This is a genomic window from Streptomyces sp. Q2, from assembly GCF_056820935.1.
Map to the genome: position 1 here is coordinate 8,467 of NZ_JBXEJE010000030.1, position 14,721 is coordinate 23,187.

10 protein-coding genes and 1 pseudogene are annotated in these 14,721 nt (G+C 71.3%); 2 read left to right on the forward strand and 9 right to left on the reverse strand.

Translation table 11 applies throughout. The features are described from left to right. Positions 1-42: 42 nt before the first annotated feature. The 3 genes from ACWBNA_RS30655 to ACWBNA_RS30665 all read right to left on the reverse strand — a co-directional run bounded on the left by ACWBNA_RS30655 (position 43) and on the right by ACWBNA_RS30665 (position 4,408). Positions 43-231, reverse strand: coding sequence for an acyl-CoA carboxylase subunit epsilon (locus ACWBNA_RS30655; RefSeq protein ID WP_482707764.1), 189 nt, complete (start codon positions 229-231; stop codon positions 43-45). Positions 232-288: 57 nt separating this feature from the next. Next, a complete protein-coding gene (locus ACWBNA_RS30660) occupies positions 289-1,908 on the reverse strand; it encodes an acyl-CoA carboxylase subunit beta (RefSeq protein ID WP_482707765.1) in 1,620 nt (539 codons plus the stop codon). A 151-nt stretch (positions 1,909-2,059) separates the two neighbouring features. Then, positions 2,060-4,408: a polysaccharide lyase 8 family protein gene (locus ACWBNA_RS30665; protein ID WP_482707766.1), complete on the reverse strand. Its 2,349-nt coding sequence runs from the start codon at positions 4,406-4,408 to the stop codon at positions 2,060-2,062. 143 nt (positions 4,409-4,551) lie between these two features. Here ACWBNA_RS30665 and ACWBNA_RS30670 point away from each other — a divergent pair, with 143 nt between their 5' ends. Next, positions 4,552-5,160, forward strand: coding sequence for a YceI family protein (locus ACWBNA_RS30670; RefSeq protein ID WP_482707767.1), 609 nt, complete (start codon positions 4,552-4,554; stop codon positions 5,158-5,160). A gap of 112 nt (positions 5,161-5,272) precedes the next feature. Here ACWBNA_RS30670 and ACWBNA_RS30675 read toward each other — a convergent pair whose 3' ends face one another. After that, the gene (locus tag ACWBNA_RS30675) at positions 5,273-5,839 is read right to left on the reverse strand and encodes a YdeI/OmpD-associated family protein (RefSeq protein ID WP_482707768.1); all 567 of its coding nucleotides are present in this window, start codon (positions 5,837-5,839) and stop codon (positions 5,273-5,275) included. Between the two features lie 291 nt (positions 5,840-6,130). Between ACWBNA_RS30675 and ACWBNA_RS30680 the strand changes: the two genes are divergently transcribed. Then, entirely contained in the window at positions 6,131-6,913 is a 783-nt protein-coding gene (locus ACWBNA_RS30680; RefSeq protein ID WP_482707769.1) for a serine protease, read from the forward strand. 105 nt (positions 6,914-7,018) lie between these two features. Here the strand turns inward: ACWBNA_RS30680 and ACWBNA_RS30685 are convergent, their stop codons facing one another. From ACWBNA_RS30685 to ACWBNA_RS30705, 5 genes and pseudogenes are all read right to left on the reverse strand, one after another. Next, on the reverse strand, positions 7,019-8,398 hold the full coding sequence (locus ACWBNA_RS30685) for a hypothetical protein (RefSeq protein ID WP_482707770.1): 1,380 nt from the start codon (positions 8,396-8,398) through the stop codon (positions 7,019-7,021). Positions 8,399-8,461: 63 nt separating this feature from the next. After that, positions 8,462-9,230 (reverse strand): annotated as a pseudogene (locus ACWBNA_RS30690) (glycoside hydrolase family 3 protein); the annotation flags it as partial. Positions 9,231-9,274: 44 nt separating this feature from the next. Next, entirely contained in the window at positions 9,275-10,879 is a 1,605-nt protein-coding gene (gene cimA, locus ACWBNA_RS30695) for a citramalate synthase (protein WP_482707771.1), read from the reverse strand. 308 nt (positions 10,880-11,187) lie between these two features. Next, positions 11,188-12,411 (reverse strand): hypothetical protein, encoded by a 1,224-nt coding sequence (locus ACWBNA_RS30700; RefSeq protein ID WP_482707772.1) that lies wholly within the window; start codon positions 12,409-12,411, stop codon positions 11,188-11,190. A 53-nt stretch (positions 12,412-12,464) separates the two neighbouring features. Beyond that, complete coding sequence (locus ACWBNA_RS30705; protein WP_482707773.1) at positions 12,465-14,294, reverse strand: hypothetical protein; 1,830 nt, start codon at positions 14,292-14,294, stop codon at positions 12,465-12,467. Positions 14,295-14,721: the final 427 nt, after the last annotated feature.

The window sequence follows — 14,721 nt, forward strand, 5'->3', positions numbered from 1 at the left end:
GGGCCCCTCTCTCGGAGAGGGGCCCTTCCGTTTCGTTCGAGGTCAGCGCCAGCTGTGCGGGGCGCGGAAGCCGGGCTCGCGCTCCAGGCGGCGCCAGCCCGCCTTCGGGCGGACTCGGTGGGTCGGGGCGGCAGGGGCGGCCGCCGCGCGGGCCAGGAGGATGGCCGTGATGGCGGCGACTTCCTCGGGCTCGGCGTGGCCCTTCTCGACACGAATGTCATGCGTGGTCATGGGTGTCAGTCTCCGTGAGAGAGGTTTCCGCGGGGGAACCGCGGAGGTTCCGCAGGGTTACTGCGGGGGGTTGCCGTGCTTGCGGGAGGGCAGGTCGGCGTGCTTGGTGTGCAGCATCGCCAGGGACTTGATCAGGACCTCGCGGGTCTCCGCGGGGTCGATGACGTCGTCGACCAGGCCGCGCTCCGCCGCGTAGTACGGGTGCATGAGCTCGGACTTGTACTCCTTGACCATGCGGGCCCGCATGGCCTCGGGGTCCTCGGCGTCGGCGATCTGGCGACGGAAGATCACGTTGGCCGCGCCTTCCGCGCCCATGACGGCGATCTCGTTGGTCGGCCAGGCGTAGGTGAGGTCCGCACCGATGGACTGGCTGTCCATGACGATGTACGCACCTCCGTATGCCTTGCGCAGGATCAGGGAGATCCTCGGCACGGTCGCGTTGCAGTAGGCGTAGAGCAGCTTCGCTCCGTGCCGGATGATCCCGCCGTGCTCCTGGTCGACGCCCGGGAGGAACCCGGGGACGTCCAGGAAAGTGATGATCGGGATGTTAAAAGCGTCGCACATCTGGACAAAGCGTGCAGCTTTTTCCGAAGCCTCGATGTCCAGGACCCCGGCCAGGGACTGCGGCTGGTTGGCCACGATGCCCACCACCTGGCCGTCGAGACGAGCCAGGGCGCAGATGATGTTGCGGGCCCAGCGCTCATGGACCTCCAGGTAGTCGCCGTCGTCGACGATCTCCTCGATGACCTTGGTCATGTCGTACGGCCGGTTGCCGTCGGCCGGGACCAGGTCGAGCAGGACCTCGCTGCGGCGGTCCGTCTCGTCGCTCGGCTCCACCCGGGGCGGGTTCTCGCGGTTGTTCTGCGGGAGCATCGACAGCAGGTAGCGCACCTCGGCGAGGCACGTCTCCTCGTCGTCGTAGGCGAAGTGACAGACGCCGGACGTCTCGGCGTGCACGTCGGCGCCGCCGAGGCCGTTCTGGGTGATCTCCTCACCGGTGACGGCCTTGACGACGTCCGGGCCGGTGATGAACATCTGCGAGGTCTCGCGGACCATGAACACGAAGTCGGTGAGGGCGGGGCTGTAGGCCGCGCCGCCCGCGCACGGGCCGAGCATCACCGAGATCTGCGGGATGACCCCGGAGGCCTTGGTGTTGCGCTGGAAGATGCCGCCGTAGCCCGCGAGGGCCGAGACGCCCTCCTGGATACGGGCGCCGGCGCCGTCGTTCAGGGAGACCAGGGGCGCCCCGGCCGCGATGGCCATGTCCATGATCTTGTGGATCTTCGTGGCGTGGGCCTCGCCCAGCGCGCCGCCGAAGATGCGGAAGTCGTGGGCGTAGACGAAGACCGTACGGCCCTCCACGGTGCCCCAGCCGGTGATGACACCGTCCGTGTAGGGCCTCTTCGCCTCCAGGCCGAAGCCGGTCGCCCGGTGTCGCCGCAGCTGTTCGACCTCCCGGAAGGAATCCGGGTCCAGGAGCAGCTCGATGCGCTCCCGTGCGGTCAGCTTGCCCTTGGCGTGCTGCGCCGCGGTCGCCTTCTCGCCGGGGCCGGCCAGCGCCTGCGCACGGATCTCGTGCAGCTCCGCGACCCGCCCGCGCGCGTCCGTCGGCTCACCCGTCGGCTCACCCGTCGCCTCGTCGGTCGACTCACCCGGCGCCTCATCCAAAACGGTCATGTAGCGACCTTACGAACACCACCAAGGAAAGCTCGCCGTCGACTCCGTACAGTCTCCGGACCGTTTCCTTGGTACCCCTGAACAGAACCAGGGCGGCATGCAGCCCTTCTGACTGCTCAGAGGGCTTCGCGCTTGTAGAGGTCGTACAAACTCATCCGGTGAGAGTCACCTCACATTCCTGGGTGGCACATGCCCTCCCCGGAGTGACACGGAGGCGCAATCGGCGGCCTGTGGAGAGCACCTCGACCGAGTCGTCCGCGCGGATCACCCCGCTCACCGGCCGGTCCCAGGTGAGCTCCAGGGGCTCGCCGGTGCGGGGCGGCTCGCTCACGCAGAGGGTAGCGGTGCGGCCGTGGCGGCGGACCAGCACGCTCGCACCGGCGGACGCGGTGAGTCCGCCCACCGTGCCGACCTGCCAGAAGGTGGCGGCCGTCAGGCCCAGGGAGGGGACGTGGACGGCCTGGCGGACGGTGTCGTTGGCGAGGACCGACAGCCAGTGGCGGTCGGCGGCGCGGGCGGCGACCGTACGGCGGGCTGCTCCGGGCATGAGGACGTAGACGTACGAGGCGTTCACCGGGTCGGTGCCGTGGTCCAGCCACAGGGTCTGCCAGCGGCGGGAGCGGCGCTCGGTCGTGCTGCCGGTGTTGATGTCCGACCAGGCGCCGGTGCGGTCCTCGCGCAGGGTGCGCAGGTCGCCTGCCGGGACGAGCCAGCCACCGTGGTCCTCCAGGTGGGCCCAGCCGGGGCCGCGCACGAAGGCCTGGATGCCGTTCTCCCCCAGGTTGCGGTTGTCGACGACCGTCTCGACGGGGACGCCGTCGGCGCAGGTGATGCCGGCGCCGAGGCAGACGATCGCGTCGGCGACGCAGAACCACGACTTGCGGGCCTCGAGGGTCGAGCCCAGCCCCTTCAGATGCTGGCCGATCGCCGCGTACTCGCCGTCGGTCGTGCCACCGACCCACCGCACGTCCGGCTTGGGCCGGCCCCATTCGCCGCCCGCACCGTCGGGGAGGCGCTTGGTCGAGACGGTGGTGCCGGGGAGCCGGTACCAGTCGACGGTCGGCCAGTACCAGTCGGTGTACTGGTCACCGCGGCCTCTCGGCCACCACGAGAGCATCCCGGCGCCGGTGTGCCAGCCGCGCGGGTTCTCACCGTTGCCGCACTCGTAGTGCGCGATGCGGTCGCTCGCCATGGCGAGGCTCGCGGTGAAGGCGGGGCGGCGGTGGACGGCCCGGTCCATGGCCGGGAAGAGGCGGTGGCCGACGGGCTCGGGGGCGGGGGCGACCGGGGAGGCGGCGACGGCGTGCAGTCGGGCCAGGTCGGCCACGTCGAACTGGGGCGCCGTCAGGACCGGGGCCACGGTGTCCCGTTCGATCCAGCCCTTGACGCGCCCGTACCAGCGCTGCCGCTCCGCAGCGCTCGCCCCTTCGGCCAGCAGGGCGATGGCGGCGATGATCTGCTGCCCGTGGAAATGGTCTCCGCGCAGGACGGGACGGTCGTCGATCGTGAGGTGACCCCGGCTGATGGCACGGCCGTTGACGCCGTCCACGACCAGCCCGTCGTGGATCAGGGGCGCGTAGGCGTGGTCGACGCTGTCGAGGATGATCTGCCGGTTCGGGTCGGTGACCTCCCACGCGGAGCCGGCGAGCAGTGCGAACAGGCGTCCTAGGCCGTCGAGCATGACCTGGCCGTACGTCCCCGAGTAGGCGACCCAGGTGTGCTGCACGAACGAGCCGTCGGCGTGGAGCCCGTCCCCCTCGGTCACGTACGGGAAGACCGGCGAGAGGGCGTCCCGGGCGAGGGCGATCCGGTCGGGGGCCCGGCCCAGGATGCCGCGCAGGGCGACGGAGCGGCACAGGTCGACACGGTTGGCGCCGGTGGAGGTGCCGGAGTAGTCGGTCAGCATCGCGTCCGGGATGAAGTGGTCGACGGCCGCGCAGGCGGCTTCGCGCCGGGCGTCGGTGAGGTGGTCGTGGAGGGCGGCCGTGAGGTCCATGAGCAGGCGGGGGCTGCCGATCTGCCATTCCCACCAGTTGCCGTAGCGGGTGGTGGTGGGGTTGTAGACGGTGGCGGAGAGGTGGTCGAGACCGCGGAGTAGGTCCGCGAGGAGGGCGGGGTCGCCGGTGGAACCGGTGCCCTGCCGGACGTACGCCTGGGCCATGGTCCACAGGCGGCCGTAGCTCTGGGTGATGCCGGCGGGCGGGTCGTAGGGGCGGTCGGGCCACAGGGAGGTGGGGGTGGGGGTCATGGTGGCGCGGAACCCGCGGGCGAGGTCGCCGGTTTCGGCGAGGCGGGAGGCGTACGGCTCGGTGGCGGGGTCGTAGCCGGTGCCGAGGGTGAGGTCGAGCCAGCGCCGGCGGAGGGTGTCGTAGGGGTCGGCGGCCGCGTCCACGGGGCGCCCGGGGGTGGCGGCGGTGGCCGTGGCCATCAAGGCGATCGTGAGCAGGAGGGCCCGGCGGGTGGGGGCGGGTAAGGCACGGGCTCGGCGCTGGGGATCCATGACCGTTTCGTCTACCACCTCCGTGCCCTCGGACCAACAATCCGCCGGGATGGTTGAAGTGTCACCGGAATAGGACTACGGTCGTCCCTGTTGACCTGGTTGAACATTCAACATCACTCCGTCGATCTCGCTAGGAGCACCTCATGGGCATCTTCGGCCGCAAGGACACCGCCGACACGACCACCGCGGCGCCCGCCGCCGTGAACCCCGACCTCGCCGCGCTGACCGGCGACTACACCATCGACCCGTCCCACACCACGCTCGGCTTCGTCGCCCGGCACGCCATGGTCACCAACGTCAAGGGCAAGTTCCTCGACTTCAGCGGCTCGCTGCACCTCGACGGCAGCGACCCGTCCGCGTCCACGGCGTCCATCGACGTCAAGATGGACAGCATCGACACGGGTTCCGCGGACCGCGACGGCCACCTCAAGGGCTCGGACTTCTTCAAGACGGACGAGTTCCCGACGATGACCTTCCGCTCGACCTCGGCTCAGGCCCTGGGCGGCGACGACTACCGCATCACCGGCGACCTCAGCGTCCTCGGCGTCACCAAGCCGATCACCATCGACCTCGAGTTCAACGGCGCCGCGAAGGACCCCTTCGGCAACGAGCGCGTCGGCTTCGAGGGCAAGGCGGAGATCCTCCGCTCCGAGTGGGGCCTGACCTGGAACGCGGCGCTGGAGACGGGCGGCGTCCTGGTCTCCGACAAGATCAAGCTGAACTTCGACATCTCCGCGATCAAGAACGCGTGAGCCTGCCGGCGGCCGACCCGGTGAGTCGCCCCCGGTACGTCGTCGAGACACGGAAGCACTGAGCGCGCCCGCCCCCCGGTCCCCACGGACCGGAAGGGCGGGCGCTCGGCTGTCACCCCCTCGCCAGTCTGCCGACGGCCGCCGCCAGTTGGGCCTCGCGGCTCTTCGGCGTACGGGCCCGCAGGACGGGGAGCATGGCGAGGTACCGGTCCGTCTTGCCGAGGCGCTCGAAGGCGGCCTTGGCGCGGGGGTTGTGTTCCAGTGCCGCGGCGAGGTCGTCGGGGACGGTGGCCTCGCGTTGCGACTCGTACGCGGCGGCCCATCTGCCGTCGGCCTTCGCGGACTCCACCTCGGCGAGTCCGGCGGGGCGCATACGGCCGTCCGCCGTCAGTTCCTCCACGCGCCGCACGTTGACCATCGACCAGAGACTGCCGGGGCGACGCGGGGTGATCCGTTGCAGGTAGTGGGTGGCGTCGAGCCCCTTGCGCCGACCCGTGATCCAGCCGTGACAGAGGGCCACGTCGTTGACGTCGGAAGCTGTCACGGAGGGCAGGCCCGAGGACTTCTTGGCGACCTTGACCCAGAGGCCCGGGTGGGGGGCCAGGTGGGCGGCGAGCCAGCCGTCGAGGGCGCTCGTGGTGTCGAAGGCTCGGGGCTGCGGGTCCTCGGGGGCGGGCATGGAGACACCGTAGGCGGGAAATAGGTCAGGAGCTGTCCTCGTTGCGGCTCGGCTTGGTCGCGGCGGGCACACGCGGCCGGTGAGCGCTGCACGCGTCGCTGTGCGGGTTGTGCGCATGGCCGAATCACACCCCTTGTGCGGGCACTCACGGCGTTCTCATAATCCAGCAACAGATTTGACCTGCCCATGCCAGCCTCTGGGCAGTTCTTTGTTGCCCGTCATGACATGTTCTCGTCAATTCTGCGTTTCGTCGCACGTCCCCAAGGTCAACCCCCCACGGAAGGCATCACGTTGAAGAGACTCCTCACGGCACTCAAGAGATGCGCGGCCGTCGGTGCCGCCGCTCTCGCGATCGCCAGTCTTCAGCCCGTCTCGGCCGCCAACGCCGCCCCCGCCCCCGTCGTCGGCGGCACCCGTGCCGCGCAGGGCGAGTTCCCGTTCATGGTCCGGCTCTCGATGGGCTGTGGCGGCGCGCTGTACACCCAGCAGATCGTGCTGACCGCCGCGCACTGCGTGGGCGCGACCGGCAACAACACCAGCATCACCGCCACCGCCGGCGTCGTGGACCTCCAGTCCACCACCGGCCGGGTCCAGGTCAAGTCCACCAAGGTGTACCGGGCCCCCGGCTACAACGGCACCGGCAAGGACTGGGCGCTCATCAAGCTCGCCGCGCCCATCAACCTGCCGACGCTGAAGATCGCCACGACCACGCAGTACAACACCGGCACCTTCACCGTCGCCGGATGGGGCTCGGCCTCCGAGGGCGGCGCCCAGCAGCGGTACATGCTCAAGGCCAACGTGCCGTTCGTCAGCGACGCCACCTGTCGCTCCTACAGCGGCTACAGCGGCCTCGTCGCCGCCGAGGAGATCTGCGCCGGCTACGCGGCCGGCGGCGTCGACACCTGCCAGGGCGACTCCGGCGGCCCGATGTTCCGCCGTGACAGCGCCAACGCCTGGATCCAGGTCGGCATCGTCAGCTGGGGCATAGGCTGCGCCCGGGCCAACGCCCCCGGCGTCTACACCGAGGTCTCCACCTTCGCCTCCGCCATCGCCTCGGCCGCGTCCACGCTCTGACGCGCACCTGACCTCGCACGGCCCGCATACGAACTGCATGGAGCTGCACGGGCCCGGCGCGCGTCTGCGCCGGGCCCGTGCCCGTGCCCGAGGCGGGGGTGTACGTCAGAACCCGCCGCCGAAGTCCCCGCCGCCCCCTCCGAAGCCGCCGCCCCCGCCGAAGTCCCCGCCGCCGAAGCCGCCGCCGAAGTCGCCGGTGTCGAAGTCGGCGCCGGAGACGTCGCCGCCCTCGTAGCCGCCGGCGCCGAAGTCGCCGTAACCGGAGCCGTAGTCGGCGGCGTAGGCCGGGGTGGCCATCATGCTGCCGAGCATCGTGCCGATGAGCAGGCCGGGCAGGATACCGCCGCCGAAGTAGCCGCCCGCCCAGGGGCCGTAGGCGGGGCCCGCGTCCCAGTAGGGGCGGCGGCCCTGGTCGGTGTCGACCTCGCGGATCACAGGATCGCGGCCGTCCGCCAGACGGGTCCGGTCGGCCGCGCAGACCGGGACCTCGCGCGAGGCACCGCCGACCGGTGTCCAGGTCGCGTCGGCGACCGAGGGGCCGTGGCGCGGGTCGAAGAAGCAGGGTGGGCGGCGTTCGGGCAGCGGCCGGCCCTCGCGGCGGGCGGTGAGCTGGGCGAGGGCGAAGCGGCCGTCCGCCAGGGTCTGGGTGACGGGCCGGACGTCCTCGGGCTTCGCGGCCTCGGCCATGTACGTCTTCGCCTTCTCGTAGGCGTCCAGCGCACGCTCGTAGTCCGCGCGCATGGCGTCGTCCGCTCCCGGTTCCCCGGGGTGGAAGTCGAGACGGTCCAGCTCCTCACCGAAGGCGGTGATGTCCTCGTCGACCACGACCCGCAGCCTCTCCAGCGCGGCCCGCTGCGCCTCCTCGTGCCGGCGCCGCCTGCGCCGTACGAGCGCGTACGCACCTGTGCCGCCCGCCACGACCACCGCGCCGGCGGTGATCAGCCCGGCGGTGGACGCGCCGTCGCCGCCGTCGGAGGCGTCCCAGCCGGCCGGGGCCGAGCCGCCCATGTTCGTCAGGGCGCGGTCGGTGAAGTCGTCGAGCTGGGTCTCGGCGTCCTTCTCCGTCGCGACGCTGCCGACGAGGTTCTGGACGGCCGTGGGCGACAGGACCGAGGAGTCGGCGCGGGCGTCGAACTCGTCGCCGACGCGGATCGCGTACAGGCCGGTGATACCGGTGGCGGTGCGCAGGTCGGTGAAGAGCTTCCCGGTCGGCTGGTCGGCGGGCAGGACGGCGACGAAGAGCGGCTTGTCGGCGTCCTTGATCTGCTCGGACAGCGCGTCGGCGTCGGCGGAGGAGAGCTGGTCGGAGGCGGCCGGGGCGACGTAGACCGGATCCTCGCGCAGGGCCTCGGCGATCGTCGAGACGTCGGTGGCCGCGGAGGCGCGCGAGGCGCCCGCCGTCAGGACGGTCAGGGCCGTCAGGACGGCGAGCGCCAGTGCGGCGAGCAGTCCGGCAAGGCTTCGGGCCGATAGGGCGACCTTCATACTTCGAAGCTACCCGAAAGCCAAAAAAAAAAGGTCTATTCAGACCGGCGGGAACCCGGTCGCTCAGGCCGCCGCCCGATAGGCCGCCGTCAGCTTCTCCACCGCCTGTCCGTACCGCCGGGTCAGGGGCGGATGGTCCGCGTCGGCGAAGGGTTTCGCGACCGCCGCCGTGATGTCCTGGCCGGCCTTCTCCTGGACGATCAGCCGGGCCCTGGTGACGAGCGCGCGACCGGCCTCGTGGGCACCGGTACGTTCGGCCACGCCCGCCGCGACGCCGAGCCCCTTCAGGGCCGTCGCGCCGCCCTCCGGGACCCGGCTCAGGGTCGTCAGTCCCCGGCCGTAGGGGAACTGCGGGTCGTACGCCGTGTCGCCGACGTCGACCGGCAGCTGTGCCGGGGACTTCGGCCAGGTCACCGGGAGCTGCCCGTGAAGGGCCGCCTGCCGTACAGCACGTCGGCCACGCCCCCGCCCTCCGTGCCCGGAAGCCAGGAGGCGACCAGGGCGTCGATGTCGCCGAGCCGGTCCCCGACCAGTTGGGGCGCCCGGAGACGATCAGCACCGCGCATCTCATCGCGGCGCACACCGTGTCGACGGCTGCCTGGTCGGCGGCGGACAGCTCCAGGTCGTGGCCGTTGCCGACGTCGCCCACGCCCTCGGCGTACGGGGTCTCGCCGACGACGACCACCCCGACGTCGTGGCCGCCCGTCGGTGCCGAGGCGTCCTTGGAGCAGGTGACGTCACCGCCTGCCGCGCGCATCCCTTCCAGGATGGTCGTGCCGGGGGTGACGTCGCCGGAGGAGCCCTGCCAGGTGACGGTCCAGCCGCCGGCCTCGGCGAGTCCCAAGAGCTCGCCGAGGACTCCTGTCGAGCGGTCGGTTACTCGGCCGGCTCGACCCCCGCCCGCAGCAGGCCGTACGTGTAAGCGTCCTCCAGGGCCTGCCAGGACGCGGCGATCACGTTCTCCGCCACGCCTACCGTGGACCACTCGCCCGCGCCGTCGGACGTGGAGATCAGGACGCGGGTCGTGGACTGGGTGCCGTGGACGCCCTCGAGGATGCGGACCTTGTAGTCGACGAGGTCGAGCTTGGCGAGCTGGGGGTAGATCTGTTCCAGGGCGACGCGCAGGGTGCGGTCCAGGGCGTTGACCGGTCCGTTGCCCTCGGCCGTGGCGACGATGCGCTCGCCCTTGGCGAAGAGCTTGACCGTGGCCTCGTTGGCGTGGATGCCGTCGGGGCGGTCCTCGACGATCGCGCGCCAGGACTCGACCTCGAAGTACTTGAGGGGCTTGCCCTCCACCTCGGCACGCAGGAGGAGTTCGAAGGACGCGTCGGCCGCCTCGTACGTGTAGCCCTTGAGCTCGCGCTCCTTGACCCGGTCGACCACCCGCTGGACCAGCGCGCGGTCGCCGCCGAGGTCGACGCCGAGTTCCTTGCCCTTGAGCTCGATCGACGCGCGGCCCGCCATGTCGGAGACCAGCATCCGCATGGTGTTGCCGACCTGCTCGGGGTCGATGTGCTGGTACAGGTCGGGGTCGACCTTGATGGCGGAGGCGTGCAGGCCCGCCTTGTGGGCGAAGGCGGAGACACCGACGTACGGCTGGTGCGTGGAGGGGGTGAGGTTCACGACCTCCGCGATCGCGTGCGAGATGCGGGTCATCTCGCGCAGCTTGCCGTCGGGCAGCACCTTCTTGCCGTACTTCAGTTCCAGGGCGGCCACGACCGGGAACAGGTTGGCGTTGCCGACCCGCTCGCCGTAGCCGTTGGCCGTGCACTGGACGTGGGTCGCGCCCGCGTCCACCGCGGCGAGGGTGTTGGCGACCGCGCAGCCGGTGTCGTCCTGGGCGTGGATGCCGAGGCGGGCGCCGGTGTCGGCGAGGACCGTCGCGACGACCGCCTGGACCTGCGCGGGGAGCATGCCGCCGTTGGTGTCGCAGAGGATGACCACGTCGGCGCCGGCCTCGGACGCCGAGCGTACGACCGCCTTGGCGTACTCCGGGTTCTGGCGGTAGCCGTCGAAGAAGTGCTCGCAGTCGACGAAGACGCGGCGGCCCTGGCCCTTCAGGAAGGACACCGTGTCGCGGACCATCGCCAGGTTCTCGTCCAGCGTGGTGCGCAGGGCGAGTTCCACGTGCCGGTCGTGGGACTTGGCCACCAGGGTGATGACGTCGGCGCCCGAGTCGAGGAGTGCCTTGACCTGGGGGTCCTCGGCGGCCTTGGCGCCGGCCCGGCGGGTGGCGCCGAAGGCGACCAGCTGGGCGTGCTTGAAGTCGATCTCCTTCTGGGCGCGGGCGAAGAACTCGGTGTCGCGTGGGTTGGCGCCGGGCCAGCCGCCCTCGATGAAGCCCACGCCGAAGTCGTCCAGGTGCCGTGCGATGGCCAGCTTGTCCGCGACGGTGAGGTTGATGCCCTCCCGCTGCGCGCCGTCGCGCAGGGTGGTGTCGAAGACGTGGAACGAATCGTCGAGCTCGCTGGTTTCGGTCATGGTGTCAAGGCTCCTGTGTCGGATCTCGGTCTGTACCGGAATGACCGGCTCCACCGTCCTCACATGGTCCCTCGCGCTCTCGCCTCCGGCTGCGGGTGGGCCAGAAAAGCGAAAAACCTCTCGCGGGTGCGAGAGGTCTGCGCGCGGGTCGAAGACGACGGTGTCCGCCCGTACCTGGTCGTACGTGGCGGTCACTGCGGACCGGCGCGCCTGCTGCCAATAATCGTGGCGAACGAGAGCACGGGGGCAGTCTGGCACAGACCGCCCCCGTGCTCACCGTCCGTCTCAGGATGCGAGCACTCGGTTGATCACCGCAGGTGGCGGACGAAGACGTCGTAGCCGTCGTTGGCGTCTCCGGCGTCGACGAGTGTCGCGTCGGACGAGGTGAAGGCGATGCGGCGGGCGCCGTCCGCGACGCCGCCCGGTCGGACGTCGGCCGTGGCCGTGCCGCTGGTGGTGTCCGGGGTGACCAGGACGGTGGTGCCGGTCTTCAGGTCGCGCAGGTAGACCGGGTTCTCGGTGCCCCACCGGCTGCCCGGTTCGTCGACCCGGGAGGAGAAGGTGACGTAGCGGCCGTCGGCGCTCACCGCGGGCGCACGGGTGTACGCGGTGGCGGGTCCGCCATGGGTGGCGTGGATGCGCTGGTTGGCACCGGACGCCACGTCGTGCACGAACACGTTCCAGCTGGCGTCGGTGTCGTCCGGCACCAGGTGGGTGTCGGCCGACTCGAAGACGACCGTACGGCCGTCGCCGCTGATCGACGGCAGCAGGGACTCCCGCTGGGTCTGCGAGCCGTCGTGGGAGCGGTCGATCTGGGTGCGGGCGCCCGTGCCGCGGTCGAGCAGCCAGACGTCTCCCCAGTCGTCGCCGCGCGGGCCGTTGGTGTAGCGGTGGTCGTAGACGACGCGGTTGCCGTCGTCGCTGACCGTCGGGGCCCCGGCACTGCGCGGCTCCCAGGTGGGCTTCGGGTGGCTGACGCGCTCGGTGGTACCGGTCACGCGGTCGTGCAGGAAGACGACGGAGCCGCCCTCCTCGCCGTCGTACTGGCTGCCGGCGGTGAAGACCGCGTAGCGCGCGTTGCCGCTGAGGGCGACGTCGGCGCGGCCGGTGCCGTAGCTCGCCGGGATCCCGGTGTCGAGGCGCTCGGTCCGGCCGGTGCGCAGGTCGCGCAGTCGGACCTCGGTGCCGGTGGTGTAGGCGAGGTGGCGGCCGTCGGCGCTGAGCGAGGGGCTGCCGCCGTCGGCGACGTGGCGGAGCTTCCCGGTGCGCAGGTCGCGTACGAAGACGCCGCCTTCCGGGGCGCCGGGCAGCAGGTCGGACGCGCCCGAGGAGAAGGCGACGTACCGGCCGTCGCGGCTGGTCACGGCATCCGACGAGGTGCCGTTGCCCGCCTTCCGGTCGGGCGTGACGCTGATCGGCTCGGTGTGCGGAGCGCTGGGCGCGGCGCTCACCGCGGAGCCGGTGAACGTCAGGGCGGCGGTGGCCGCGACGACGACGGCCGCCAGGGCGGCGCGGTGCCTCTTCGTGCGCATGGTCGTTCCCCCGTTGTCGCTGTGCATGGTCATTCCCCCGTGGTCGTTCGTTGTCATCGCACTGTCCGCAGGAAGACGTCCGAGACCCCGTTGGTGTCGTGCTCCACCAGATCGGGTGACGCCGATTCGAACGCGACGGCCGTGCCGTCGGCGTTGACCGAGGGGTGCCCCGCCGGGAGGTCGTTGCGGCCGCCCCAGCGGTCGACACTGATCAATTGCCGCTTCCCGGTGGCGAGTTCGAGCAGGTACACGGAACGGCCCGAGGTGTACGCGACACGCGTGCCGTCACCGGAGAGCGAGGGCTGCGCGCCCCTGATCCGGGTCGTGGTCCGGGTGTCGAGGTCGCGGACGAGGACGTCCCGGCCCTGCTGGAAGGCGATCTTGCGTCCGTCCGCGCTGAGGGAGGGGGCCGAGGAGCCGCCGACTGCCTTCTCCAGGGCGCCGGTGTCGAGGTCGCGGACGTGGATGTCACCGTCCTGTTCGAAGGCGATGTACCGGCCGTCGTAGTTGATCGACGGGTTGCCCGCCGACTTGCCCGAGGGCTCGCTGACCAGGTCCGTGGTGCCGCCGTTGAACTTGAAGCGGTAGACGCGGGGCTGAGGGTGCGGGTCGGCGTCGGTGGCCGGCAGGGTGGCGGCGTAGGTGATCCACTGGCAGGTGGGGTCCACGCCGGGCTGTCCCATCCAGGTGAAGCGCACACCCTGGTAGGAGCCCAGGCTGGTCAGTTTGCCGACCGCGCGGTTGCGGATGTGGACGCCCGGGCCGCCGTCGGAGGCGAGCGGGGCCACGTAGCCGACCATGCGTCCGCTGTAGCAGGGCGTGCCCTCGCGCGAGGGGCCCTGGGCACCGGAGTCGACCTGGGAGATGCCGCCGGCCGCGTTGACGAACACGTTCGTGTTCCTCGGGTCGTCGGTCCCTTGCGAGGTGAAGGCGACGACCCTGCCCTCCCCCATCATCGGGTCGTAGGACGCCCCGGGGCGTTCCTGCCCGTCCGAGGTCATGCTGATCCGTTCGGTGACGGAGGGCATCGGGTCCGGGTTCTCCCGGAGTTCGCCCGAGAAGACGAACACGTCCGACTCCCCGTTGGTGTCGCCCGCCACCAGGTGGGACGCCCGCGAACCGAACGCGACCGCCCGCCCCTTGGCGGCCAGCATCTCCGAGCCCAGCTGGGCATCCGCCGGCAGAGCCGCCCCGCGCCGGCCCGTGCGCAGGTCGCGCACCCGCACGCCGTCCTCGCCGCCGACGACGGCGTACCGGCCGTCCGCCGTGGCCGAGAGAGGCCGCCCCTCGGCCACGCGCCGCGACTCGCCCGTGCTCAGGTCGTGGACGTACAGGCCGCTCTCGGCGTCGAGGAGGACGCGGCGGCCGTCTGCGGTGATGCGGACCAGGTAGGCCACGCCGAGGCCCTTGTCGACCTGGGTCCGCTCGCCCGTCGCCCGGTTCTTGACGAACACGTCGACCGGGTCCGTCTCGGAGTCGACGCGGACACCGTACGCCACCTGCTTGCCGTCGCCGCTCACCGAGGCCCCGGCCTTGTCGCCCTCCTCGGCCGGTGAGATCAGCTCGTCGGTGCCGGTGGCCGTGTCGCGGACGTACAACAGCCGGAAGTTCTCGTCGCCGTTGCGGTTGCCGATGGTGTACGCGACGTGCGTGCCGTCCGGGCTGATCGACTGGACGCGGCCCAACTCGTGGGAACCGGGCGGGTTCTCGGGCCACAGCCGCTGCGAGCGGCCGGTGGCGCGGTCGTACAGGTACGGGGCCAGGAACCGGGTGCCCGCGGAGTAGGCGATACGGTCCCCGTCAGCGCTCGGCATCGGCGAGCCGTACGTGTAGCCGCTGCCGAGGTCGATCTTGCTGACCTCGCCGGTGGCCAGGTCCTTCACAAGCAGGCACGGCAGGCTGTGCGCGCAGCCGAAGCTCGGCGCGTCGGACGTGAACGAGACATGTCGCCCGTCGGCGCTGATCGCGGCACCGCCGGACGGCCCGTCGGCCTGAGTTCCGTCGGCGGCGGTGCTGACCCGTTCGACGTGCGGTGCGTGTGATGCATGCGGTGCTTGTGGTGCCTGTGCGTGTGGTGCCCGTGCGTGTGGTGCCTGCGGTGCTGCGGTGGCGCTCGGAACGGCGGCTCCGGCGAGCACCAGCAACAGCACCGTGCCTAACGAGCCTCTGGACACATGTACGGCTCTGGACATGTTCCCCCCTGTGGTCCCCGTGGACGCTTCACCCCCGGCCCCGCGCCAAGGGCTCCGTTCGAGGCAAACGCACCATCGGCCACCGGGTCAATCGGCCTTATTGCGTACAACCCGGGCG

Bases quoted from the DNA above. Each gene is read 5' to 3' on its own strand.
- ACWBNA_RS30655 (WP_482707764.1), bottom strand. From the start codon at position 231: ATGACCACGCATGACATTCGTGTCGAGAAGGGCCACGCCGAGCCCGAG.
- ACWBNA_RS30660 (WP_482707765.1), bottom strand. From the start codon at position 1,908: ATGACCGTTTTGGATGAGGCGCCGGGTGAGTCGACCGACGAGGCGACG.
- ACWBNA_RS30665 (WP_482707766.1), bottom strand. From the start codon at position 4,408: ATGGATCCCCAGCGCCGAGCCCGTGCCTTACCCGCCCCCACCCGCCGG.
- ACWBNA_RS30670 (WP_482707767.1), top strand. From the start codon at position 4,552: ATGGGCATCTTCGGCCGCAAGGACACCGCCGACACGACCACCGCGGCG.
- ACWBNA_RS30675 (WP_482707768.1), bottom strand. From the start codon at position 5,839: ATGCCCGCCCCCGAGGACCCGCAGCCCCGAGCCTTCGACACCACGAGC.
- ACWBNA_RS30685 (WP_482707770.1), bottom strand. From the start codon at position 8,398: ATGAAGGTCGCCCTATCGGCCCGAAGCCTTGCCGGACTGCTCGCCGCA.
- cimA (WP_482707771.1), bottom strand. From the start codon at position 10,879: ATGACCGAAACCAGCGAGCTCGACGATTCGTTCCACGTCTTCGACACC.
- ACWBNA_RS30700 (WP_482707772.1), bottom strand. From the start codon at position 12,411: ATGCGCACGAAGAGGCACCGCGCCGCCCTGGCGGCCGTCGTCGTCGCG.